The sequence below is a fragment of the Lentzea aerocolonigenes genome (assembly GCF_000974445.1).
GTDB classification, from domain to species: Bacteria; Actinomycetota; Actinomycetes; order Mycobacteriales; family Pseudonocardiaceae; genus Lentzea; species Lentzea aerocolonigenes.
In genome coordinates this window covers 686,094-707,874 of record NZ_BBOJ01000001.1, presented here as the reverse complement: position 1 = coordinate 707,874, position 21,781 = coordinate 686,094, and the positions used below count along the sequence as shown (strand labels likewise).

Annotated in this window: 22 protein-coding genes; 14 read left to right on the top strand and 8 right to left on the bottom strand. The window is 69.0% G+C overall.

Annotated features, from left to right (window positions below; all coding sequences use genetic code 11):
* The first annotated feature begins 3 nt into the window (after positions 1-3).
* Entirely contained in the window at positions 4-1,527 is a 1,524-nt protein-coding gene (locus tag AOM45_RS03520; protein WP_051783974.1) for a serine hydrolase domain-containing protein, read from the top strand.
* Here AOM45_RS03520 and pdxR read toward each other — a convergent pair.
* Positions 1,510-2,847, bottom strand: a complete 1,338-nt coding sequence (gene pdxR / locus AOM45_RS03515) for a MocR-like pyridoxine biosynthesis transcription factor PdxR (protein ID WP_201779877.1) — start codon at positions 2,845-2,847, stop codon at positions 1,510-1,512. The genes AOM45_RS03520 and pdxR overlap by 18 nt on opposite strands.
* Positions 2,848-2,897: 50 nt before the next feature.
* Here pdxR and AOM45_RS03510 point away from each other — a divergent pair, with 50 nt between their 5' ends.
* The 3 genes from AOM45_RS03510 (at position 2,898) to AOM45_RS03500 (ending at position 5,244) form a co-directional block, all read left to right on the top strand.
* Positions 2,898-3,344, top strand: coding sequence for a carboxymuconolactone decarboxylase family protein (locus tag AOM45_RS03510; protein ID WP_030469435.1), 447 nt, complete (start codon positions 2,898-2,900; stop codon positions 3,342-3,344).
* 71 nt (positions 3,345-3,415) lie between these two features.
* Complete coding sequence (locus tag AOM45_RS03505) at positions 3,416-4,336, top strand: MurR/RpiR family transcriptional regulator (RefSeq protein WP_162185691.1); 921 nt, start codon at positions 3,416-3,418, stop codon at positions 4,334-4,336.
* Positions 4,333-5,244 carry an N-acetylmuramic acid 6-phosphate etherase gene (locus AOM45_RS03500; protein ID WP_030469437.1) on the top strand — a complete coding sequence of 304 codons (912 nt, stop codon included), beginning with the start codon at positions 4,333-4,335 and terminating at the stop codon, positions 5,242-5,244. Before AOM45_RS03505 ends, AOM45_RS03500 begins: the two co-directional genes overlap by 4 nt.
* 95 nt (positions 5,245-5,339) lie before the next feature.
* On the opposite strand, the gene AOM45_RS03495 is transcribed toward AOM45_RS03500, so the two are convergent.
* Positions 5,340-5,780: an Lrp/AsnC family transcriptional regulator gene (locus AOM45_RS03495; RefSeq protein ID WP_201779876.1), complete on the bottom strand. Its 441-nt coding sequence runs from the start codon at positions 5,778-5,780 to the stop codon at positions 5,340-5,342.
* A gap of 106 nt (positions 5,781-5,886) precedes the next feature.
* Here AOM45_RS03495 and AOM45_RS03490 point away from each other — a divergent pair, with 106 nt between their 5' ends.
* Positions 5,887-6,702, top strand: coding sequence for a tryptophan 2,3-dioxygenase (locus tag AOM45_RS03490; RefSeq protein WP_030469439.1), 816 nt, complete (start codon positions 5,887-5,889; stop codon positions 6,700-6,702).
* Positions 6,699-7,799, top strand: a complete 1,101-nt coding sequence (gene kynU / locus AOM45_RS03485; protein ID WP_236703074.1) for a kynureninase — start codon at positions 6,699-6,701, stop codon at positions 7,797-7,799. Before AOM45_RS03490 ends, kynU begins: the two co-directional genes overlap by 4 nt.
* Here kynU and AOM45_RS03480 read toward each other — a convergent pair.
* On the bottom strand, positions 7,789-8,517 hold the full coding sequence (locus tag AOM45_RS03480) for a hypothetical protein (RefSeq protein ID WP_030469441.1): 729 nt from the start codon (positions 8,515-8,517) through the stop codon (positions 7,789-7,791). The two genes, kynU and AOM45_RS03480, sit on opposite strands and share 11 nt — an antisense overlap.
* Before the next feature lie 259 nt (positions 8,518-8,776).
* Between AOM45_RS03480 and acs the strand changes: the two genes are divergently transcribed.
* The 4 genes from acs to AOM45_RS03460 all read left to right on the top strand — a co-directional run bounded on the left by acs (position 8,777) and on the right by AOM45_RS03460 (position 13,403).
* The gene (gene acs / locus AOM45_RS03475; protein ID WP_030469442.1) at positions 8,777-10,759 is read left to right on the top strand and encodes an acetate--CoA ligase; all 1,983 of its coding nucleotides are present in this window, start codon (positions 8,777-8,779) and stop codon (positions 10,757-10,759) included.
* A 126-nt stretch (positions 10,760-10,885) separates the two neighbouring features.
* Entirely contained in the window at positions 10,886-12,052 is a 1,167-nt protein-coding gene (gene nhaA, locus AOM45_RS03470) for a Na+/H+ antiporter NhaA (protein WP_030469443.1), read from the top strand.
* Positions 12,049-12,489 carry a phage holin family protein gene (locus AOM45_RS03465; protein WP_030469444.1) on the top strand — a complete coding sequence of 147 codons (441 nt, stop codon included), beginning with the start codon at positions 12,049-12,051 and terminating at the stop codon, positions 12,487-12,489. Before nhaA ends, AOM45_RS03465 begins: the two co-directional genes overlap by 4 nt.
* Positions 12,486-13,403, top strand: a complete 918-nt coding sequence (locus tag AOM45_RS03460) for an alpha/beta fold hydrolase (protein WP_030469445.1) — start codon at positions 12,486-12,488, stop codon at positions 13,401-13,403. The genes AOM45_RS03465 and AOM45_RS03460 overlap by 4 nt, the downstream gene beginning before the upstream one ends.
* Here the strand turns inward: AOM45_RS03460 and AOM45_RS03455 are convergent.
* A complete protein-coding gene (locus AOM45_RS03455) occupies positions 13,375-14,859 on the bottom strand; it encodes an FAD-dependent monooxygenase (protein WP_030469446.1) in 1,485 nt (494 codons plus the stop codon). The genes AOM45_RS03460 and AOM45_RS03455 overlap by 29 nt on opposite strands.
* A 69-nt stretch (positions 14,860-14,928) precedes the next feature.
* Here AOM45_RS03455 and AOM45_RS03450 point away from each other — a divergent pair, with 69 nt between their 5' ends.
* The gene (locus tag AOM45_RS03450) at positions 14,929-15,642 is read left to right on the top strand and encodes a TetR/AcrR family transcriptional regulator C-terminal domain-containing protein (protein ID WP_030469447.1); all 714 of its coding nucleotides are present in this window, start codon (positions 14,929-14,931) and stop codon (positions 15,640-15,642) included.
* Here the strand turns inward: AOM45_RS03450 and AOM45_RS03445 are convergent.
* Genes AOM45_RS03445 through nth form a run of 4 tightly spaced genes read right to left on the bottom strand, consistent with a single transcriptional unit; the run spans position 15,605 to position 18,728 of the window.
* A complete protein-coding gene (locus AOM45_RS03445) occupies positions 15,605-16,792 on the bottom strand; it encodes a MarP family serine protease (RefSeq protein WP_030469448.1) in 1,188 nt (395 codons plus the stop codon). The two genes, AOM45_RS03450 and AOM45_RS03445, sit on opposite strands and share 38 nt — an antisense overlap.
* 15 nt (positions 16,793-16,807) lie before the next feature.
* Positions 16,808-17,467: an NUDIX hydrolase gene (locus AOM45_RS03440; protein ID WP_030469449.1), complete on the bottom strand. Its 660-nt coding sequence runs from the start codon at positions 17,465-17,467 to the stop codon at positions 16,808-16,810.
* Positions 17,464-18,024, bottom strand: a complete 561-nt coding sequence (locus AOM45_RS03435; protein WP_030469450.1) for a TlpA family protein disulfide reductase — start codon at positions 18,022-18,024, stop codon at positions 17,464-17,466. Before AOM45_RS03435 ends, AOM45_RS03440 begins: the two co-directional genes overlap by 4 nt.
* Positions 18,021-18,728, bottom strand: a complete 708-nt coding sequence (nth, locus tag AOM45_RS03430; RefSeq protein ID WP_035911358.1) for an endonuclease III — start codon at positions 18,726-18,728, stop codon at positions 18,021-18,023. The genes AOM45_RS03435 and nth overlap by 4 nt, the downstream gene beginning before the upstream one ends.
* Positions 18,729-18,864: 136 nt before the next feature.
* On the opposite strand from nth, the gene AOM45_RS03425 reads away from it, so the two are divergent.
* The 3 genes from AOM45_RS03425 (at position 18,865) to AOM45_RS03415 (ending at position 21,560) form a co-directional block, all read left to right on the top strand.
* Positions 18,865-19,104, top strand: coding sequence for a hypothetical protein (locus tag AOM45_RS03425; protein ID WP_030469452.1), 240 nt, complete (start codon positions 18,865-18,867; stop codon positions 19,102-19,104).
* Between the two features lie 179 nt (positions 19,105-19,283).
* A complete protein-coding gene (locus AOM45_RS03420) occupies positions 19,284-19,958 on the top strand; it encodes a Crp/Fnr family transcriptional regulator (RefSeq protein WP_030469453.1) in 675 nt (224 codons plus the stop codon).
* Between the two features lie 348 nt (positions 19,959-20,306).
* Entirely contained in the window at positions 20,307-21,560 is a 1,254-nt protein-coding gene (locus AOM45_RS03415) for an MFS transporter (protein WP_030469454.1), read from the top strand.
* Positions 21,561-21,781 lie beyond the last annotated feature (221 nt).

The following is a 21,781-nucleotide window of genomic DNA, read 5'->3' as shown; positions in this document are numbered from 1 at the left end:
GCCATGCTCATCCCTGCACTGGCCGTCGCACTCGTGACGGCCGCGATCCCCGGCCACTTCGACCAGCCCCAGGACGGCTTCGCGCACCCCTGGACGACGCTGCGCGAGTCGAACCCGTACTGGGCGAACCTCGACCCGGCACCGATCAACACCGCGCTGCGCCAGCTCCGCGAGTTCCAGAAGCCCCAGGCGAACGGCAAACCGCTCTTCGCCGGCGCCGTCACGATGTACGTGCACGACGGCAAGATCGTCACGCACGACCGCACGGGCTACGCGGTGCTCTACCAAGACCAGGAAACCCAGCTGCCAGAACGAGAACGCGTCCCGATGCAGAAGGACACGATCTTCGACTTCGCCTCGATCTCCAAGCTCTTCACGTCGATCGCGGTGATCCAGCAGGTCGAGCAGCACAAGGTCGACATCGACGAACGCGTCGCCACCTACCTGCCCGAGTTCGGCGTGAACGGCAAGGAGAACATCACCGTCAAGCAGCTCCTCACACACACGAGCGGCCTCGAACCGTTCATCGCGTTGTGGAAGCTGTACCCAGACGTCCCGTCACGCATCAAGGCCGTCATGGACGTGAAGCCGAAATCCACCCCCGGCACCACGTACGTCTACTCCGACCTGAACCTGATCACGCTCGGCGAACTCGTCCACAAGGTCAGCGGCAAGACGCTCGACCAGGCCGTGAAAGACGGCATCACCAAGCCGCTCAACATGAAGGACACCGGCTACAACCCGAAGGCCAAGGACCGCACCGCCGCCACGGAGTTCCAGTCCGCGCCACCACGCGGCATGGTCCGCGGCGAGGTGCACGACGAGAACGCGTGGTCCCTCGGAGGAGTCGCCGGACACGCCGGTGTGTTCGGCACCGCCAAAGACCTCGCCATCCTCGGTCAGACGATTCTCAACGGCGGCACCTACCAGGGCCGCAGGATCCTGACCGAGCACTCCGTCGAGCTGATGCTCACGAACTTCAACCAGCAGTTCCCCGACAACGCCCACGGACTCGGCTTCGAGCTCGACCAGCGCTGGTACATGGGCGGGCTGAGCGGACCGGGCACGGCGGGCCACACCGGCTACACCGGCACGTCGTTCGTGATCGACAAGGCTTCACGGTCGATCGCGATCCTGCTGACCAACCGCGTGCACCCCAGCCGCGACTGGGGCAGCGTGAACCCCGCGCGCCGGGTCGTCACCGACGGTCTGGCCAACGCGCTCGCCGTGAAGGCGAACGGAAGGCAGTGGCGCGCAACGACTTCCGGCGGCACTCTCACCGCGGACCGCCCGGTCGAGGTCTTCGTCGACGTCGACAAGGGCGACAAGCTGACGATCCAGCACTGGGACGGCACGCAGTGGCAGGACGTCCGCACGATCACGACGACGAGCCGCCGCTGGGTGCCGACAGAACCCGTCAAGTCCCGTTTCGTCTACACGAAGGCAGGCCAGTACAACGGCCGTGGCGTCTACGTGCACGCACGCGGGAACGTCACGGCAGAAGGCTGGTCAGCAGCAAGCCGCTAGCACCGCGGCGAACGGCTGGAGCGCCCGTGGAAACGCGGGCGCTCCGAAGCTCACCACGATTCCCGTGCGGTCGTCGTCGCTCAGCTCGTGCCGGAACGACGAGAGAGCACTGACCTCGATCCCGCATTCGCGTGCCGTCTGCACGATGGCGCTCTCGTGCGGTGTGTCGAGCACGGCGTGCATACCGGCCGCGATACCGGACACCGACGCGTACGGCGAGACAGCCTCCACGAGTCGGTTGCGCCGCCGTTGGTACTTCAACCGCATTCGTCGCACATGGCTGTCGTACGCACCCGACGACAAGAAGTCGGCCAACGTCAGTTGGTCGAGCATGCTGATGTACTGCTCGCGATCGGTCTTCAACGCCAGGACCGGATCGACGAACCGGTCCGGCAGCACCATCCACGCGATCCGCAACGCCGGCGACAACGCCTTGCTCGACGTGCCCAGGTACACCACGTGCTCCGGGTCCAGCCCCTGCACCGCTCCCACGGGCTGCCGGTCGTAGCGGAACTCACCGTCGTAGTCGTCCTCCAGCACAACGCCACCCACGCGCCGTGCCCACTCCACCGCCGACGCGCGCCGCAACGGGTGCAGGGGCCCTCCCAACGGGAACTGGTGCGCTGGCGTGAGCACGCACGCACGACGGTCGTCCGGCAGCTGCTCGGTGTTCGCGCCGTGGTCGTCCACCGCCAACGGCACGGTCGACTTCCACAACGACCGGTGGAAGTCGAGCCCGTACTCCTCGACCACCACAGGACCTTTGAGCAGCCGGTTGAACATCCGCACCGCGTCCGCGAACCCCGAACACACCACGATCCGCTCGGGGTCGGCCCGTACGCCACGTGCCCGCGCCAGGTACTCGGCCAGGGCCGTCCGCAGCTCGATCCGGCCCTGCGGGTCACCAGGCCCGAACGCCTCCGACGGCGCCGCCATCAACGCCCGGCGCGTCGAGCGGACCCACTCCGTGCGCGGGAACTCGGTGATGTCCGGTGTGGACACCGACAGGTCGAACCGCACGTCCGCGTCCACGGCCCGGCGCGTCACCGGAGGAGGTGGCGCGACCCGTTGCGCGACAACGGTTCCCGAACCTTGACGAGCGGTCAGCCACCCTTCGGCCACGAGTTCCGCGTACGCCTCCGCGACGGTGTTCCGCGCGATCCCCAGGTCGGCGGCGAGCGACCGCGAGGCCGGCAGGCGGGTCCCCGGAGGCAGCCGCGCCGACCGGACCGCCTCCCGCAGCGACGCCGTCAACCGGTGCCGCAGGCCACCCGGACCGGACAGGTCCAGGTGGAAGTCAAGATTGGCCCACGATTCCACGATCCGATTGCACCATGCCCAGGGCCAATCAGCGGCATAGGTTCACTGACATGACGAACCGCATCGACCTCGCCAAGAAGGCACCGAAGGTCTACCGCGCCATGATCGCCCTCGACGCCGCCGCCCGCGAAGGTCTCGACGAGCAGCTCGCCGAGCTCGTCCGCATCCGCGCCTCCCAGCTCAACCACTGCGCCTACTGCCTCAACATGCACACCGTCGACGCCCGCAAGGGCGGCGAGACCGAGGCCCGCATCTACCTGCTCAGCGCGTGGGAGGAAGCAGGCGACCTCTACACCGAGAAGGAGCAGGCCGCGCTGCGGCTGACCGAGGCCATCACCGTCCTGAGCAGCCACGAGTACGTCAGCGACGAGGTCTACGAGCAGGCCGCGAAGCACTTCGAAGAGGAGGAGCTCGCGCAGCTCATCGCCCTGATCTTCACGATCAACTCGTGGAACCGGATCGCCGTCTCGACCAGGAAGCGCCCCGACGTCCGCTGAGCGAGCGCCGACAGGGTGACTTTCGGACACAGTGCGTTGACCCTCGCCATGGCGGTTAGTAAGTTTCCCACGTGTCCACTGAAAGCAGTGCCGAGTCGAGTCCGCTGGTGAAGATCCGGTCGTTGCTGCCGGGTCTCGCGCGCGCCGAGCAGCGCGTCGCGAAGGTGGTGCTGGAGAACCCGGCGACGGTCGCGCACCGCAGCATCACCGAGGTCGCCGAGCAGGCGGGCACCAGTGAGACGACGGTGACGCGGTTCTGCAAGGCCATCGGCGTCGGCGGGTACCCGGAGCTGCGCATCGCGCTCGCCGCGGACACCGCCCGCAGCCAGGCCAGGGCCAACCACGACATGGGCGGCGACATCGGCCCCGGCGACGACCTCAAGCAGGTCGTCGGCAAGGTCGCGTTCGCCGACGCCCGCGCGGTCGAGGAGACCGCCGAACAGCTCGACGTGGAGTCGCTCGCGAAGGTCGTAGAGGCCGTCGCGGGCGCACGCCGCGTCGACGCGTACGGCTTCGGCGCGAGCGCGTTCGTCGCGTTCGACCTGCAGCAGAAGTTGCACCGCATCGGCCTCACCTGCTTCGCGTGGAACGACACGCACGTCGCGTTGACGTCGGCGGCCGTGCTGACCGGCCAGGACGTCGCCGTCGGCATCTCCCACACCGGTTCGACCGTGGAGACCGTCGAGGCGCTGCGGGTCGCGCGCGAAGCCGGCGCCACGACGGTGGCGCTGACGAACTTCCCGCGCTCGCCCATCACCGAGGTCGCCGACCTCGTGCTGACCACGGCCGCGCGCGAGACCACGTTCCGCTCGGGCGCCATGGCCAGCCGCATCGCGCAGCTGACCGTGATCGACTGCCTGTTCATCGGCGTCGCCCAGCACCACGTCGACACGGCGAAGACGGCGCTGGAGGCGACCTACGAAGCGGTGTCCGGCCACCGGCTGGGCGCGAGACCAGACGGCCGCAGGCGGCCGCGGGAGACGACTAAATGATCTCCCCCCGGAACGGTGTGGTGGTGCGCGTGGACTCTCCGACCGAGCAACGGAACCCACGCACCACGGACATCGACCGGGTCTCCACGATCGACGTGCTGCGCATGATCAACGACGAGGACCGCACCGTCCCGTCGGCGGTCGCCCAGGCACTGCCGGAGCTGGCCCGCGCGGTCGACCTCGGCGTCACCGCGATCATGTCCGGCGGCCGCGTCCACTACGTCGGCGCCGGCACCTCCGGCCGTCTGGCCACGCTGGACGCCGCCGAGCTGGTGCCCACGTTCAACGCCCCCGCCGACTGGTTCGTCGCCCACCACGCGGGCGGCCCCGAGGCCCTCGTCCGCGCGGTCGAGGAGGTCGAGGACCACTCCGGCGCGGCCCAGATCCGCCGCCACGCGACCGCGAAAGACCTGGTCGTGGGCGTGACGGCGTCCGGGCGCACGCCGTTCGTGATCGGCGCGCTGCAGGAGGCGCAAGCGCTTGGCGCACGAACCGTGCTGGTGTCGAACAACGCGTCGGTGCCGTTCGAGCCGGACGTCCTGGTCGCGTTGAACACCGGCCCCGAGGCGATCGCCGGGTCGACCAGGATGAAGGCCGGGTCGGCGCAGAAGCTGGTGCTGACGTCGTTCTCCACGGCCGTGATGGTCAAGCTCGGCCGCACCTACTCGAACCTGATGGTCAGCATGCGGGCCACGAACGCGAAGCTGCGCGGGCGGACGATCCGGATCCTGCACGAGGCCACGGGCCTGCCCGCGGGCGACTGCGAGCAGGCGCTGACGGACGCGTCCGGTGACCTCAAGGTGGCGCTGGTGCACCTGCTTTCCGGCGTGCCGACCGAACGTGCGGCCGCTGCCTTGGAGGACACGAAGGGCCACGTCCGCAACGCCCTGGATCGCCTAGCCGGCTGATTTCCCCCTGTTTCAGACGGTACGCGGGGACCCCGCGTACTTTCCTGGAGTACGCGGGGTCCCCGCGTGCAGTCAGCAAACACGGACGGGTGAGGTTAGGCGGGTCGCACGGGGCGCCAGGGGATCGGGGTGGAGAGCACCATCGCGCTCGACGTCTCCCCGTGGCTCGCGAGCCGCACCAGGAGCCGTTCCAGCTCCGTGATCGACGTCGTCACGACCTTCACCACCGAGCAGATGTCGCCGGTCAGCCGCACCACCTCGACCACCTCGGGCAGGTCGTCGAGCAGCTCGGGATGCACCGTGATGCACCTCGGGCCGTAGCACTTCATGCGCACCAACGCGACGACAGGACGCCCTACGACGGTGGGGTCGACCACGGCGCGATAACCGGTGATGGCCCCCATGTTCTCCAGCCGACGGACCCGTTGCGCGACCGTCGGCGGTGAGACGTGCACTCGCCGTGCGAGCTCGTTGTACGACAGGCGCGCATCCTCTTGGAGCGCCTCCAACAGGGCCTTGTCGACCTCGTCCAACACGAACGCAAAGCTACCCGCCGATCCGTTTTGCGTTCAGAAGAAGTTCGGGCCGAACGCCTTTCGTCATCCATTCAGGTGAGCGACGGTTCGAGCGAGGATTGAAGGCATGAGCTGCCCCGTCTCCCCCAAGCTGGATTTCGGCGGCACCACGCCGTACGAGGACTACGTGCACGCGTCGGTGCTGCACACCCTTCAACAGCAGTGGTCCAAAGATCCGCGCGAGATGTCGTTCCTGGTCATCACGCAGGTGATGGAGCTGTACTTCGGCCTGCTCTGCTTCGAGTGGCGGCAGGCCCAGACCGAGCTCCGCGCCGACGACCTGCGCGCCGCCGTCCGCACGCTGCGCCGTTCCGACCTGCACCTGCAGGCGCTGTCCGCGGCGTGGCGGCCGATCGCGCGCATGACGCCGACCGAGTTCAACTCGTTCCGCGACGCGCTCGGCGAGGGCTCCGGCTTCCAGTCGGGCATGTACCGCGAGATGGAGTTCCTGCTCGGCGAGAAGTCCGCGTCGATGCTCGTGCCGCACCGCGCGGTGCCGGCGATGCACGCGCAGCTGGAGGAGTCGCTCGCGAAGCCCTCGCTGTACGACGACGTGCTGGCTGCCTTGAAACGCCGCGGGTTCGCCATCCCGCAGGAGATCCTCGACCGCGACCTCACCAAGGCCTACGAGGCGTCACCCGAGGTCGAACAGGTGTGGGCGGAGATCTACCGCGGCGACGACCGCGACCTGCTCGAGCTCGGCGAGGCGCTGACCGACATCGCCGAGGAGTTCGCGCGCTGGCGCTACGACCACCTGCTCGCGACCCGCCGTTCGATGGGCGCGAAGGTGGGCACCGGTGGATCCGCCGGTGTTGCATGGCTGGAGAAGCGCACCCAACGAGCGGTGTTCCCCGAGCTGTGGACTGCCAGGAGCTACGTGTGAAGCGCGAGCTGTTCGACATTCCCGAAGGCGTCATCTACCTCGACGGCAACTCCCTCGGCGCACCGCCGAAGCACGTCGCCGAGCGCATGCAGGAAGTCATCAAGCACCAATGGGGCACGCGGCTCATCCGGTCGTGGAGCGAGGGCTGGTGGGAGGCGCCGCAACGGATCGGTGACCGCATCGGCCGGCTGATCGGGGCCGCCGGAGGTCAGGTCGTGGTCGGCGACTCCACGTCGGTCAACGTCTTCAAGGCGTTGATGGGCGCGGTGAAGGGCACCAGCCGCACCGAGATCGTGTGCGACGAGTCGACGTTCCCGACCGACGGCTACATCGCGCAGTCCGTGGCGTCGTTGACGGGTCTGAAGATCCGGGCCGCGCATCCGTCCTCTTTGGACCTCTCCGAGGACACCGCCGTGGTGCTGCTCAACCACGTCGACTACCGGACCGGTGCGCTCAACGACATGAAGGCGCTCACCGAGCAGGCGCACTCCGTTGGCGCGCAGGTGGTCTGGGACCTCTGCCACAGCGCGGGCGTGCTGCCGATCGAGCTCGACGCGCTGAACGTCGACTTCGCCATCGGCTGCACGTACAAGTTCCTCAACGGTGGCCCCGGCTCCCCCGCCTACATCTACGTGCCGAAGCACAGGCAGAGCACGTTCGAGAACCCGTTGTCGGGCTGGAACGGGCACCGCGAGCCGTTCGCCATGGAGCCGAGCTACGAGCCCGACCCCGGCATCGTCCGGGCGCGCGTCGGCACGCCGGACATCCTGTCGATGCTGGCGCTCGACGCGGCGCTGGACGTGTGGGACGACGTCGACCTCGCCGAACTGCGCGAGCGCGGCCTGAAGCTGACGGCGTTGTTCCGCGAGCACGTCGAGAAGCTGACCTCGTTGGAGGTCATCACGCCGGAGGTCCGCGGCAACCAGATCTCCGTGCGCTGCCCGGACGCGAAGGCCGTCATGGACGAGCTGATCGCGCGGGGCGTCATCGGCGACCACCGGCCGCCGGACGTCCTGCGGTTCGGGTTCGCGCCGCTCTACGTGACCGACGACGACGCGATCAAGGCGGCGGAAACCCTCGCGGACATCACCCGGTGAGTGCGGCGTCCGCGATGCTGCGCGCCTCGCGGGCGCCCGCCTCCAGGGCGGAGCAGACGAACAGGATCCACTGAGCGAGGCCTTCGAGCTCACCGGACGCGAACGCCACGGACGCGGCCTCGTACTCGGACGACCGGCGCAGGCAGGCCACCTCGGGCACGCCGAGTCCCTTGGGGTCGAGCCCGGTGGAGATCGACGTCAGCCTCGAAGCCGCACGGGCGACCACGCCGTTGGCGACCTCGAACGGCGCGAGGCCGAGCAGTTCGCCGTGCACCACCGCGACCACGACCGGGGCCGGCACCGACGTTCCACCGGTGACCAACGACCCGAGCAGATCGAGTCGCTGCGACACGTCCTCCGACACCCGTGGACGACCAACGTCCGATGCGAGGTCCGCGGCGGCGAGAACGTGCAACCGCGCGAGGGCCTGCAACGGCGCGCGCTGCCACGTGCCGACGAGACCTCCCAACGCCTCGGCGACCCGCAACGACCCCGCCAGCACGGGGTCCGAGACCTCGCCGGACGACGGGATCTCGGTCGGTCCGCCCTCCAGCGCCGCCGACGCACGCGCCGCGCGCACGGACGCCTCGGCCGCGGTCGTGGCCCAGCCGCGCAGGTTCACCCGATGGCGGTGCACCTGGAAGACGGCGTCCTTGGCCGCGTTGGCGGCGTCGGCCACACCGGGCAAGGAAAGCAGCGGAGCAAGCGGATCGGTCACGGTCGCGCAGAGTACCTGACCAGGTGAAACGCGTGATCCAGCTCACTGCGCGGACCGTTGAGCGCGCAACTTGGCCCGTTCATCGCGCCACACGTGCTTCAACCAGACAAAACGGGTTACACAGTGACAGCCGTGTAACCAACCTCCCAATATTGGTCTGAACCTTTTGAGGGAGGAGCCTGTTGGAAGTGAACTGGCTCGCACTACGGTCAGTACCCGCATCCCCAACCGGTCTGGATTTTCCAGGAGGTCTCGCACCATGACGCAGTCGCCAGGCCAGGGCCAAGCTCTGGACAACCTGCTCACGGAGAGCAGGACGTTCCCGCCCTCCGACGAGTTCGCGGCACAGGCGAACGCGAAGCCCGAGCTGTACGAGGAGGCGAAGGCCGACCGCGAGGCGTTCTGGGCGAAGCAGGCGGACCGGCTGCACTGGGACACCAAGTGGACGCAGGTGCTCGACTGGTCGGACGCGCCGTTCGCCAAGTGGTTCGTGGGCGGAAAGCTCAACGTCGCCTACAACTGCGTCGACCGGCACGTCGAGTCCGGCCACGGCGAGCAGGTCGCGATCCACTGGGAGGGCGAGCCCGGTGACTCCCGCGCCATCACCTACGCCGAGCTCCAGCGCGAGGTCTCCAAGGCCGCCAACGCGTTGGTGTCGCTGGGAATCGGCGCCGAGGACCGCGTCGCGATCTACATGCCGATGGTTCCCGAGGCGATCTTCGCGATGCTCGCCTGCGCCCGCGTCGGCGCGATGCACAGCGTGGTGTTCGGCGGCTTCTCCGCCGAGGCGCTGCGCACCCGCATCGAGGACTCCTCGTGCAAGCTCGTGATCACGACCGACGGCCAGTACCGCCGCGGCAACCCGGCTCCGCTCAAGCCCGCCGTGGACGAGGCCGTCGCCGGCGCGCCGTCCGTGGAGAAGGTCATCGTCGTCAAGCGCACCGACTCCGAGGTCGCGTGGACCGACAAGGACGTGTGGTGGCACGAGCTGGTGGACAGCCAGTCCGACGTGCACACCCCCGAGGCGTTCGACTCGGAGCACCCGCTCTTCATCCTCTACACCTCGGGCACCACGGGTAAGCCGAAGGGCATCCTGCACACGTCCGGCGGCTACCTCACGCAGGCGTCGTACACGCACTACAACGTCTTCGACCTCAAGCCGGACACCGACGTGTACTGGTGCACCGCGGACATCGGCTGGGTCACCGGCCACAGCTACATCGTCTACGGCCCGCTGTCGAACCGCGTGACGCAGGTCGTCTACGAAGGCACGCCGAACACCCCGCACGAGGGCCGCCACTGGGAGATCATCCAGAAGTACGGCGTCTCGATCTACTACACGGCGCCGACGCTGATCCGCACCTTCATGAAGTGGGGCGCGGACATCCCGGCCAAGTACGACCTCAGCTCGTTGCGCGTGCTGGGTTCGGTCGGTGAGCCGATCAACCCCGAGGCGTGGATCTGGTACCGCGACAACGTCGGTGGCGGGAAGGCCCCGATCGTCGACACGTGGTGGCAGACCGAGACCGGCGCGATCATGATCTCGCCGCTGCCCGGTGTCGTGTCGACCAAGCCCGGTTCCGCGCAGCGCCCGCTGCCCGGCATCGGCGCGAAGGTCGTCAACGACGAGGGCGTCGAGGTCCCGCACGGTGGCGGCGGCTACCTGGTGCTCGACGAGCCTTGGCCGTCGATGCTGCGCGGCATCTGGGGCGACGACGAGCGCTACCGGGACACCTACTGGTCGCGTTTCAAGGACCAGGGCTTCTACTTCGCCGGTGACGGCGCGAAGTACGACGACGACGGCGACCTGTGGCTGCTCGGCCGCGTCGACGACGTGATGAACGTGTCGGGCCACCGCATCTCCACCACCGAGGTCGAGTCCGCACTGGTCTCGCACCCGACCGTGGCCGAGGCGGCGGTCGTGGGCGCGTCCGACGCGACCACGGGCCAGGGCATCGTGGCGTTCGTGATCCTGCGCGGTGGCGCGGGCGACGAGGCCGGCGGTGCCGAGGCGATCAAGGCCCTGCGCGACCACGTGGCCAAGGAGATCGGCCCGATCGCGAAGCCGCGCCAGATCATGGTCGTGCCGGAGCTGCCGAAGACGCGCTCGGGCAAGATCATGCGCCGCCTGCTGCGCGACGTCGCGGAGAACCGCACGGTCGGCGACGTGACGACGCTGGCCGACTCGTCGGTGATGGACCTGATCTCCGCGGGCCTGCAGTCGGGCAAGTCCGAGGACTGATCAGCGCAAACGTGACGGGCGTCCTCACTCGAGGGCGCCCGTTGGCGTTAAGATCGCATCAGGGTGAGCCGGGAAGTCTGGTCGGCACGAGTATTCGTGTACCTGCTGACCGCCCCAGGAGCCCTTTTGTCGCGCAAGAAGGCCGTTGTCGCCGAGTTCGCCCGTTACCTCCGCACGGAAACCGTCGGTGGCACCGTGCTGCTCGGAGCGACGGCCATCGCGCTGATGTGGGCCAACTCGCCGTTGTCCCCCTCCTACTTCGCGCTGCGGGACCTGCACGCCGGGCCGCTGTCCGTCGGTGAGTGGGCCACGGACGGACTGCTCGCCCTCTTCTTCTTCGTGGCCGGCCTTGAGCTGAAGCGCGAGCTCGTCGTCGGAGAGCTGTCGGAGTTCAAGGCCGCGATCCTGCCGGTGGTCGCGGCGATCGGCGGGATGATCGTGCCCGCGTTGGTCGCGTTGTCGATCGGCTGGGGACAGCCGGGGATCGAGAAGGCCTGGGCCATTCCGGTCGCGACGGACATCGCGTTCGCGCTGGGAGTGCTGGCGCTGACGGCGTCCGGGTTGCCGTCGAGCCTGCGGGTGTTCCTGCTCAGCCTGGCCGTCGTGGACGACCTGGGCGCGATCATCGTGATCGCGGTCCTGTTCACCGCGAAGTTCAACCTGCTCGCCGCCGGTGCCGTCGTGCTGCTGCTGGCGCTGTACTGGTTCCTGCAGCACAAGAGAATCACCACACCGTTCGCGTACGTGCCGATCGCGCTCGCCACCTGGTGGTTCATGCACGAGTCGGGCATCCACGCGACGATCGCGGGCGTCGCGCTGGCGTTGCTCACACGGGTGAAGCGCGACCCGTACGAGCAGGAGGCACCGGCGGTCCGGCTCGAACACCGGCTCCAGCCGTGGTCGGCCGGGGTCGCGGTCCCGGTGTTCGCGCTGTTCGCGGCGGGTGTGCCGGTGGGCGCGGAGGCGCTCGGGAAGCTCTTCTCTGACAAGATCGCGATCGGTGTGATCGTCGGGCTCGTGGTCGGCAAGGTGATCGGGATCGTCGGCGCCTCGGCTCTGGCGGTGTGGTTCAAGGCCGCCGTGTGGCCGTCCGGTGCGGGGCCGCGGGACATCGTCGCGGTGGCGGTGCTCGGCGGTGTCGGGTTCACGGTCAGCCTGTTGATCGCCGAGCTCTCCCTCGCCGAGCCAGAGACCGCGAAGGCGGCCGTGCTGCTCGCCTCGATGATCGCGTCGCTGCTCGCCGCGGTGTTGCTCATTCGTCGCAGCCGGGCTCATGGCACCATGTCCGGGTGACCACCAGGGAGCACATCGCGTCGATTCCGCTGACCGCAGACGACCCGGCGGCCGAGGCCTCGATCGGCGGACTCGTCCGTGATGCGACCGCCCACGTGTCGACGCTCGTCAGAGCAGAGGTCGAGCTCGCCAAGGGCGAGATCGCGGCGTCGGTCAAGAAGGGCGTCAAGGGCAGCGTCTTCTTCATCGTCGCGCTGACGGTGTTGTGCTTCAGCCTGTTCTTCCTGTTCATGGCGCTCGGGTTCCTGATCTCGGAAATCTTCGGCTGGTGGTACTCGGTCGGCTTCGGGATCGTCTTCTTCCTGATGCTGCTGACCGCGGGCCTGTTCGGTCTGCTGGGCTGGCGCAAGGTGAAGAAGATCAAGGCGCCGGAGAAGTCGATCGCGGCCGCGAAGGACACCGTCGCGGCCCTCACGCGCAGGGGCGACGACAACTGAGCCGCAAACCCGACCCGTCGGTGGTGCGGGTCGCGGGTCCGTGGACGCACCGCGACGTCTCGGCCAACGGCATCCGCCTGCACGTCGCCGAGCTCGGCGAGGGCCCGCTCGTGCTGCTCCTGCACGGGTTCCCCGAGTTCTGGTGGTCGTGGCGGCACCAGCTGACCGCGCTCGCCGAGGCCGGCTACCGCGCGGTCGCGGTCGACCTGCGCGGCTACGGCGACTCGGACAAGCCACCGCGCGGCTACGACGGCTTCACGCTCGCGGGTGATGTCGCGGGCCTGATCAAGGCGCTCGGCGCCCCGCGTGCACACCTGGTGGGTCACGCGTGGGGCGGCGCCACGGCGTGGACGGTCGGCGCGATGCACCCGCGGGTGGTCTCGTCGATCTCGGTCCTGTCCGCACCGCACCCGCTCGTGACGCGCCGGGCGTTCCGCAGGCATCCCCGCGTGAACTCCCACGTGCTCCGCTTCCAGCTGCCGATCTACCCGGAACGCTGGCTGACCAGCGAGAACGCGTTGCAGGTCGCCAAGCTGCTGTCCGTGTGGTCCGGTCCGAAGTGGCGTTCGGCGCCCGAGTTCGACGAGGTCATCCGACGTTGCCGGCAGGCCATGACGGTGCCCGGCGTCGCCCACAGCGCGATGGAGTACTACCGCTGGGCGGTGCGCTCGCAGCTGCGCAGCGACGGCCGCCGGTTCGCCGAGGCCGTCAACAAGCCGATGCGGGTGCCGGTGCTGCAGATCCACGGCGCGCTGGACCCGATCACGCTGGAGTCCTCCGCCCGCGACTCGCTGCCGTGGCTCGGGCCCTCCTCGGAGTTCCGGTACCTGCCGGAGGTGGGGCACTTCCCGAACCAGGAGGCACCCCACACCACCAGCAGGTTGATCACCGAGTTCCTGCAGAAGCTGAGCTGAACGCGGCCTCGAGCGCCGCCGCCGGGTCGTCCGGCAGGTCGACCGAACGCCACGCGACGTGGCCGTCGGGCCGCACCAGCGAGGCGCCCTTTTCGGACAGTCCGAAGACGTCCAGCTGCTCGATCCGTTCGTACCGGACGCCTGCCCGTGCGGCGGCTTCCTCCCACTGCGGGTGGTCCGCCACGAGGACCCAGCCGCGTCCGAACAGGTCCACAGTGGACCTGCCGGGCTCGAGCCACACGTGCGGGGCCCGCGTACCGGGCTGACCGTTCCACAGCTCGGGGACCCGGGCGGGCGGCAGTTCCGGGCCCGCGCCGAGCACGGCATCCGACCGGTAGAGGACGCCGTAGTGCATGGCGTTGTTGTCGATCAACGGCGCGTCCTCGGGCTCGCCGTCGCGGTTGTGGCCGTCGTTGCGGGCGAAGATCTGCTGGTGGCACAGCAACGCGACCGGGCGCCGTTCCGCGTCGTAGGTGTCCAGCAGGGACGGTCGTGACTCGCCGTCCAGCACGGCGGCGAGCTTCCACGCCAGGTTGTACGCGTCCTCGATGCCGACGTTCGCGCCGAACCCGCCGCGACTCGGCGGCAACGTGTGCGCGGAGTCGCCGGCCAGGAAGATCCGGCCGCGGGAGAACTCGTCCGCGACGGCCGCGGTGATCGTCCAGCGGCCGGTCGTGATGATCTCGACCTCCAGGTCGTCGCGGCCGATCGCCTGGAAGATCTTCTGCCGCAGCTCGGGCTCGTCGTACTCGCGGTCCTCGAGCATCAGGACCCAGCGGCCGTCGCCGTAGGTGGTCAGGAACCCCACGCCGTCCACCACGAACTGACCGATGCCGTCCTTCAGGTACTCCTCCAGCGGCGCGCGGAACAGCACGCTGCGGGACGTGTGCATGTACCCGCGCCCGCTGCGGGTGATGCCGAGCGCCTCCCGGACCGGACTGCGGTGGCCGTCCGCCGCGATCAGGTAGTCGGCCCGGATCTCGTACGGTTCGCCGTCGCCCTGCACGATCGCCGTGACGCCGTCGTGGTCCTGGGAGAACTCCAGCATCCGGGTGCTCATCCGGATGTCCGCGCCGAGCTCGCGGGCCTTGTCCCGCAGCATCGGCTCCATCCTGTCCTGGGCCAGCGCCACGCCCTTGCTGGGCGAGTACTCGACGTCCGACACCTCCGCGGGTGGCGACCAGAACGTCTCCTCGAACCGCTCCCCGACCAGGCTCGCGCACCGCACGCGCCGGATGCCGAAGCCCTTCGCCACCCTGCTCGGCGGCAGCTCGGCCTCAAGTCCGACCGCGCGCAACAGCTCACCGGTTCGCGCCGTGAAGCCGACCGCACGCGGGTGCGGTGAGCTGCTCGGATGCTTCTCCACCAACGTCACGGGCACCCCGTGCCACGCCAGGAACAACGCGGCCGACGTCCCGGCGACCCCACTTCCGACCACCAACACCGAAGTCTTCATGCCATCCCCTCGATACACCGTATTTCTCAATACACTGTATCGCCGACAGACACTGTATTGTCCACCTCGATGACGAACGAATTGGTGTGGGACCGTCCGGAGCCGCCGAGCAGGCCGTCGCCGACCCCGTTGAGCAGGGAGCTGATCGTGCGCGCCGCGATCACGCTCGCCGACGGGGGAGGGCTCGACGAGGTGTCGTTGCGCAAGGTCGCGGCCGCGCTGAACGCGGGCCCGATGCGCCTCTACGGCTACATCGAGACCAAGGACGAGCTGCTCGACCTGATGGTCGACGAGGTCTACGGGGAGATCACGCCACCGGATCCGTCAGCGGACTGGCGGACCGGGCTGCGGCACATCGCCCACGAGATCCGGGACGCGGCGAAGCGGCACGAGTGGTTGATCGACCTGCTCGGCGGCAGGCCGAACCGGGGCCCGAACTCGCTCGCGTTCATGGAGAGCACGCTCGGCACGGTCGGGTTCGAGAGCATCGACGACGTGATGAGCGCGGTCGCCGCGGTGATGGCGTACGTCTACGGCGCCGTCCGCAACGAGATCACCGAGATCCGCGCGGAACGGTCGACCGGCCTGACCGAGGAGCAGTGGCAGCGGGCGTCCGGCCCGTACATCGAGCGGATGCTCGCCACGGGCCGGTACCCGACGCTGGCCAGGTTCATCTACGAGGGCGGTCACCCCGATCCCGCGCAGAGGTTCGACTCCGGCCTCACCTACGTGCTCGACGGCATCGCTACGAGGCACAGCCCTGCGTCGAAGCCCGGCGGGTGAGCGTCGGCGCCTTCTGCACCATCTGCTGCACCTGCTGGGCGGTGAGCACGAAGCCGGTCTCCGGGTCGTCGACCGCGGCACCGAACACCACGCCCATCACCCGGCCGTTCGGGTCGACCAGCGGACCACCCGAGTTGCCGGACCGGACCTCGGCACGAACCGTGTAGACGTCGCGCGTCACCGTCTGCGCGTCGTAGATGTCCGGGCCGCGCAGCAGCGGGATCCGCTCCCGCACGCGGGCGGGAGAAGACTTGTACGGGCCGTCCAGCGGGTAGCCGAGCACGATGCCGTCCTCGCCCGGCTGCACCTCGTCCGAACGGAACTGCAGCGGCGTGGCCTCCAGGTCCGGCACCGCGAGCACGGCGATGTCCACCCTCGGGTCGTAGGCCACCACGGTCGCGTCGAACTGGCCGCGGCCGACCTCGACCGTCACCTCGTTGGTGCCGGCGACGACGTGCGCGTTGGTCATGACGCGTTCCGGCGCGATGACGAAGCCGGTGCCTTCCAGCGCACGCGAGCACGACGGCGCACGTCCGCGGACCTTGAGGACCGAGGACTTCAGCTTGGTCGCAACCGGGGAGTTCGCGAGCTCGCTGTTCGGCGGCTCGACCGCCTTGAGCGGCGTCCGGTTGAACGGGTCCATCGCCTGCGGGAAGCCGGAGACGTCGAAGAGCTTCTGCAGGTCGCCGGACAGCACGCGGGCGGCCTGCGGCATGGTCTCGTCGACCTTGCCGAGGATCACCGACTGCTTGAGCGACGACGTGAGGTCCGGCAGCCCGACGACCGAGGTCAGCGGGAGGGCGATCATCCACGCCACGACGAAGACGACCAGGCCCTGCACGATCGCGCCCAGCGCGTTGTCCGCGCCGCGCAACGGCGACGCGTTGACCCGAGCCTTGATCGTCCTGCCGATGTAGACGCCGATCGTCTCGCCGAGCGCCACGAGCAGCACCACGATGCCGACCGCGAACACGACCTTCGTCACGACGTTCTCGAACTGGGACACCAGCAGCGGTGCGATCTGAGTGCCGAGGATCAGGCCGACGAGCACACCGACGAACGCGGGCAGCGCGACGACCATGCCCTGCCTGGCCCCGGACACCGCGGCTATCGCGGCCAGGCCCAGCACCAGCAGGTCAACCCAGTTCAACCCAGAACCTCCGCCTCACTGTGTAGCGCGCAACGCTAGTTCAAGGTCACGCACATCGGTCGCATCCCACGGCTGTTCCCAGCCGCCGAGTGCGATCAGGCCGTTGATCAACCCCGCGGTGAAACCCCACACCAGCATGCCCGGCGCGGAGAAGGCCGCTCCGACGTAACCCGCAGGGTGACGCACCCGGAACCGGTTCGCAGGATCCGCGAGGTGCGCGACGGGCACCCGTGCGACGGCGGCGGTCTCCGCCGGGTCGACAGGTGCGACGGGGCTCGGCTGTTCCCAGTAGGCGAGCACGGGCGTGACCACGAACCCGGACACCGGCACGTACAGCTCCGGCAACAGGGCGAGCGGTCTCACTCCTGACGCAAGTACACCTGTCTCCTCGTAAGCCTCGCGTAATGCCGTGCCGACAGGCCCGTCGTCGGTCTCGTCGGCGGCCCCGCCGGGGAACGCGACCTGACCCGGATGCGAGCCCAGCGTGTCCGCACGGCGCAGCAGCAACACGTCCGGCCCGTGGTTCTCGTCCTCGCCGAACAGCATCAGCACGGACGCCTTGCGGACCCCGTCCTCCGGAGCCCGCGGGACTCGCATGAACGTCCGCGCGTCGATCTGCTCGGTGGCCTTGGCCAGGCGCTGCATCCAGTCGGGTGGCTCGGTTGCCTCCGTCATCGCACCGCCTTCTCGACCTGCTCGGGCGTGCTGAAGTACAGCGGGTCCGTGATCAGCCGAGCTTGACCGTCCGCTGCTACGTAATACGTGGTGGGCAGCCTCATCGGCGCCTTCATCTGCTTGCGCAGCTCGTCAGCCCCGTCGAAGACCGACGGCAGCCGCACGCCGAGCCGCGCGAGAAGCTCCAGGCCGTCGGCTTCCCTGCTCTCCACAAGAACTGGGACGACCGGGACCGCACCTGGTTGCTTCGCATACGTTTCCAGCACCGGCAGCTCCTCCTGGCACGGCTGGCACCAGGTCGCCCAGAAGTTGATCAGGATCGGCCCCTTCAGCGCGAGGGCCGTCCGGGTGCCGTCGCCGAGGCACGTCACGTCGACGCCGCCCTCTCCTCCGGGCACGCACGGCCGGAGCTGGGCCTGCGCGCGCAACGCGGCCACGTCCTGCGCCGGGCGGTTCGACGTGGGCGGTTCCGGTGCCTTGTCACGGGGCCACAGCGCCACGACACCCGCCACGCCGAGGACGAGCACGAGGATCAGCCAGCGGGTGCGGTTGTTCACCCCACCAGCTTCTCACCGGCGCGGACCCGTTCGGCGAGCTCGATCAGGTGGGGCTTCTCGTCACCCTTCACGAGCTTGGCCGCCTTGACCGGGTCCTCGGGGCCCAGGCCGTACGACGGGCAGTCCTTCATCAGCAGACAGGCGCCGCACGCAGGCGTTTTGGCGTGGCAGACGCGGCGGCCGTGGAAGATGATCCAGTGCGAGGCCATCGTCCAGTCGCGCTTCTCGATGAGCTCGCCGATCGCGTGCTCGACCTTGACCGCGTCCTCGAGCTCGGTCCAGCCCCAGCGGCGGACGAGGCGGCCGAAGTGGGTGTCGACTGTGATGCCGGGCACATCGAACGCGTTGCCGAGAACCACGTTGGCGGTCTTGCGTCCTACACCGGGGAGCTTGACCAGCTGCTCCAGAGTGCCCGGAACCACACCGTCGTACTGCTCCACAAGAGCAGCACCGAGACCCATCAGAGACGTTGCCTTGTTCCGGTAGAAACCGGTCGGGCGGATCATCTCTTCGAGTTCGACCCGGTCGGCGCCGGCGTAGTCGGCGGCCGTCGGGTACTTCGCGAAGAGCGCGGGAGTGACCTCGTTGACCTTCTTGTCGGTGCACTGCGCGGACAGCACGACCGCCACGAGCAGCTCGAGCGGCGTCGTGAAGTCCAGCTCGCAGTGCGCGTCGGGGTATCCCTCGGCCAGCACGCGCACCATCCGGCGGGCCCTGCGGGTCAGGCCGAGTTTGGTTTCCGGCTTCTTGGTAGCGGGCACTGATTCAGCGTAGTCAACACGCCGGACCGACCCCCTAGACGCGTACTCGAATCCCACATGCGCCACACTGCGGAGCATCATGACTGCCTGGCTTGTGATCGTCGTCCCGATCGTGATCATGTTCTTCGCGCTCTTCATGGAGCGCGTCGAAGCGAAGCTCCGGCACGTTGCCGTGCAGGAGAACGAGGTCGAGGAGTTCCTGGAGTCCGCTCGGCCCGATGAGGTCAAGGCGCTCTACGGACACGGCATCGGTCGCGCACTGGAGCTGTTCCGCCTGCGTCGCCGTGGGCGTGGAGGTGCCCGCAAGCGCGTGCGCTGAATGGCGTAGACTGGCCCGTCGGGCTGGATCGAGTCAGTTGGGTTGTTCCTACTAAGACGGCGAGCCGAGCGGCGATCCACAACACAGCCCTTAGACTGCAACGCAGTGATCGGCGGCACGGCGCTGACTCCACCAAAGATGGTGGTAGGCGTGCCGTCGCGTCGATTAGGAGGGATGAGGTGGACGAGACCCTGGCGCGAGCGGGCATCTTCCAAGGGGTTGACCCGGCAGCCGCAGAGGCGCTGGCGCAGACCCTGGAGACGGTGGAGTTCCCGCGTGGCCACGTGATCTTCGCGGAGGGTGAGCCGGGCGATCGCCTGTACATCATCCAGTCCGGCAAGGTGAAGATCGGCCGCAAGTCGCCGGACGGCCGCGAGAACCTGTTGGGGATCTTCGGACCCTCCGACATGTTCGGCGAACTGTCCATTTTCGATCCCGGCCCCCGCACGTCGACCGCGACGACGGTGACCGAGGTGCGCGCGGTGTCCATGGACCGCCCCGCGCTCCGTCAGTGGATCACCAACCGGCCGGAGATCGCCGAGCAGCTGCTGAGGGCACTCGCCCGCAGGCTGCGCCGGACGAACTCGATGCTGGCCGACCTGATCTTCACGGACGTGCCCGGCCGCGTGGCCAAGGCGTTGCTGCAGCTCGCACAGCGCTTCGGTTCGCAGGAGGCCGGTCTGCTCCGCGTCACGCACGACCTGACGCAGGAGGAGATCGCCCAGTTCGTCGGCGCGTCCCGCGAGACCGTGAACAAGGCGCTGGCCGACTTCGCGCACCGCGGCTGGCTGCGGTTGGAAGGCAAGAGCGTGCTGATCCTGGACCCCGAGCGACTGGCTCGCCGGGCCCGCTAGGTACGGAAGCTCTTCCGAGAACGTCGAAAACACAAAGGACCGGGCGCCACCCCCGACGTGGCGCACCGGTCCTTTGTGTTGCACGGCCCATCCCCCGACGAACCGTGCCTCCATCCCTCTGGCGCGCAGGCCCCGACCCTCAAGCCAGAGGTTGGTCTCGGTCGATGAGTCAACTTTCGCACGTCTCCTCCCCGACCGCTCAAGCCCTTTCACCCTCAAGGACCTCGTCTGCGCCTGATTCGTTGCATGTTTCACCCGGTCATCCCATTGCCGTGACCAAATCGCAACCATCGTGACGCCGCGCACCCGATCTGGTACATCCGTACCAGGTTTGGCATACTGGTACACATGTCCCACTCTGCCCGTCTCTCCGACTACCGTGCCGCCCTGACGACCCCCGGCATGCGCGGCCCCGTGGTCGCGTCGCTGCTCGCCCGCCTGCCGATCGCGATGGTCGGCCTCTCGCTGCTGCTCTACGTCGAGCGCGCAACGGGCTCGTTCGCGGTCGCCGGCCTGGTCTCGGCGGCGGCGTTGGTGGGCGTGGCTCTCGGCTCCGTCGTCCAGGGCCGGCTGATGGACCGCTTCGGCCCGACCCGCCCGCTGGTCTTCACGACCGGGTTGTTCGCCCTGTTCGTCACGGCCTCGGTGATCTCCGTCGAAGCCTCGGCCTCGGTGTTCGCGCTGGTCCCCCTGGCCCTCGGCGTCGGTGCGACGGAGCCGATGGTGGGCTCGGCGTCCCGTGCGCTGTGGGAGCGGATGGTGCCCTCCGGCCCGACGCGGATGGCGGCCTACGCCTACGAGTCGATCAGCATGGAGGTCTTCTTCATCCTCGGACCGGGCCTCGCCGGCCTGCTGCTGGCGGCGCCGTGGGCGGGCACCGGTGTCGTGACCGGAGCCTTGCTGATGGTCGTGGGCGCGCTGTGGTTCGCGTTCAACCCCGTGGTGCGCGCCTGGGGCCCCGTGGCTGCGACGCCCCGGCCCATGCTGGGCGCGTTCGCCTACCCCGGCATGCGGACCGTCGCACTGGCCGCGCTGGGCTTCGGCGTGACGATCGGTTTCGTCGAGGTGGCCGTGCCGGCGTTCGCGAAGGCCGCGGGCCACGCCTCGATGGGCGGCCTGATGCTGTCGCTGTGGTCGATCAGCTCGGTGATCTTCGGCGTGCTCTACGGCATGCGCCCGTGGCCGCGCCCGATGCACCTGCGCCTGCCGGTGCTGCTGGGTGGGTTCGGCCTGCTGTCGCTGCTGCTGGCGATCCCGGCGTCCTTGGTGGGTCTGGGGCTGGCGCTGTTCGTGGTCGGCACGCTGATCACGCCGCAGTCGACCGCGCACTCCGCCGCGATCGAGCAGGTCACGCCGAACGGCATGGCTGCGGAGGCGTTCGGCTGGGTGATCACGTCGGTGACCGTCGGCCTCGCCATCGGCCAGGGCCTGTCCGGCCAGCTGATCGAGCACTTCGGCACGCGACCGGCGTTCGTCGCGTCGGGCGTCGCGGGGCTGCTGATCGCGCTGGCGGTGTGGCTGCTGCGTGGCACCGTGCGGCGGGGCGTGCCGCGGTCCGAGTCGCTGCCGGCTCGGTCGGAGATGGAGCTCGCGGCCCGCTGAGTCGTGGTGCAGGGGCCCTTCCGTGCTGGACGGCACGGGAGGGCCCTTCGTGCGTTCTGAGCGTTCGAGAGGTCCGCGAATCGCTTCCACGGCGGCCGTGGGGGCCGTACCGGTCGGGCACGGCACGCGGTCAGCGCGAGGGGAAGGCCGTCGCGCTCACACCGCCTCGTGCGTTCGGCGGCGCGCGAACGGCCCTTCAACGCGACCCAGCGACCCGCGAA